This is a genomic window from Lactobacillus sp. UMNPBX16 (assembly GCF_002553775.1).
Classification (GTDB): Bacteria; Bacillota; Bacilli; order Lactobacillales; family Lactobacillaceae; genus Lactobacillus; species Lactobacillus crispatus.
The window spans coordinates 1-1,984 of sequence record NZ_PCYU01000049.1 but is presented as its reverse complement, the minus strand read 5'-3'; the positions used below and the strand labels follow the sequence as shown (position 1 = coordinate 1,984).

Below are 1,984 nucleotides of genomic sequence, written 5' to 3'. Positions count from 1 at the left end.
AAAAAGCAAGACAGAGGTAGTACTTTGAAAACTGAACAAAGTTTCGCTAAAAGTGTGCGGGTGTAAAAACCCAAACAAGAAGCGAAGTCAATTCGCAAGCAATAAATTTGAGACAAAGATCTTAAATAAGGAATGAGCAATCATTCAAACTTTTTAAAATGAGAGTTTGATCCTGGCTCAGGACGAACGCTGGCGGCGTGCCTAATACATGCAAGTCGAGCGAGCGGAACTAACAGATTTACTTCGGTAATGACGTTAGGAAAGCGAGCGGCGGATGGGTGAGTAACACGTGGGGAACCTGCCCCATAGTCTGGGATACCACTTGGAAACAGGTGCTAATACCGGATAAGAAAGCAGATCGCATGATCAGCTTTTAAAAGGCGGCGTAAGCTGTCGCTATGGGATGGCCCCGCGGTGCATTAGCTAGTTGGTAAGGTAAAGGCTTACCAAGGCGATGATGCATAGCCGAGTTGAGAGACTGATCGGCCACATTGGGACTGAGACACGGCCCAAACTCCTACGGGAGGCAGCAGTAGGGAATCTTCCACAATGGACGCAAGTCTGATGGAGCAACGCCGCGTGAGTGAAGAAGGTTTTCGGATCGTAAAGCTCTGTTGTTGGTGAAGAAGGATAGAGGTAGTAACTGGCCTTTATTTGACGGTAATCAACCAGAAAGTCACGGCTAACTACGTGCCAGCAGCCGCGGTAATACGTAGGTGGCAAGCGTTGTCCGGATTTATTGGGCGTAAAGCGAGCGCAGGCGGAAGAATAAGTCTGATGTGAAAGCCCTCGGCTTAACCGAGGAACTGCATCGGAAACTGTTTTTCTTGAGTGCAGAAGAGGAGAGTGGAACTCCATGTGTAGCGGTGGAATGCGTAGATATATGGAAGAACACCAGTGGCGAAGGCGGCTCTCTGGTCTGCAACTGACGCTGAGGCTCGAAAGCATGGGTAGCGAACAGGATTAGATACCCTGGTAGTCCATGCCGTAAACGATGAGTGCTAAGTGTTGGGAGGTTTCCGCCTCTCAGTGCTGCAGCTAACGCATTAAGCACTCCGCCTGGGGAGTACGACCGCAAGGTTGAAACTCAAAGGAATTGACGGGGGCCCGCACAAGCGGTGGAGCATGTGGTTTAATTCGAAGCAACGCGAAGAACCTTACCAGGTCTTGACATCTAGTGCCATTTGTAGAGATACAAAGTTCCCTTCGGGGACGCTAAGACAGGTGGTGCATGGCTGTCGTCAGCTCGTGTCGTGAGATGTTGGGTTAAGTCCCGCAACGAGCGCAACCCTTGTTATTAGTTGCCAGCATTAAGTTGGGCACTCTAATGAGACTGCCGGTGACAAACCGGAGGAAGGTGGGGATGACGTCAAGTCATCATGCCCCTTATGACCTGGGCTACACACGTGCTACAATGGGCAGTACAACGAGAAGCGAGCCTGCGAAGGCAAGCGAATCTCTGAAAGCTGTTCTCAGTTCGGACTGCAGTCTGCAACTCGACTGCACGAAGCTGGAATCGCTAGTAATCGCGGATCAGCACGCCGCGGTGAATACGTTCCCGGGCCTTGTACACACCGCCCGTCACACCATGGGAGTCTGCAATGCCCAAAGCCGGTGGCCTAACCTTCGGGAAGGAGCCGTCTAAGGCAGGGCAGATGACTGGGGTGAAGTCGTAACAAGGTAGCCGTAGGAGAACCTGCGGCTGGATCACCTCCTTTCTAAGGAAGCGAAGGATATGGAGAGCAGGAATGCTAAGAGAAGTATCCAGAGCAAGCGGAAGCACACTGAGAAACTTTGTTTAGTTTTGAGGGTAGTACCTCAAAAAGAGCTAGTACATTGAAAACTGAATATAATCCAAGCAAAAAACCGAGACAATCAAAGAGAACAGATTGTAGAGCGACCGAGAAGAGAATTCTTGAGTAAGGTCAAGTAGAAAAGGGCGCACGGTGAATGCCTAGGCACTAACAGCCGAAGAAGGACGTGA

1 rRNA gene is annotated in these 1,984 nt (G+C 50.4%); it reads left to right on the top strand.

Annotated features, from left to right (window positions below):
- Positions 1–154 precede the first annotated feature (154 nt).
- Positions 155–1,718: ribosomal RNA gene (locus tag CP367_RS09565) — 16S ribosomal RNA — on the top strand.
- Positions 1,719–1,984: the final 266 nt, after the last annotated feature.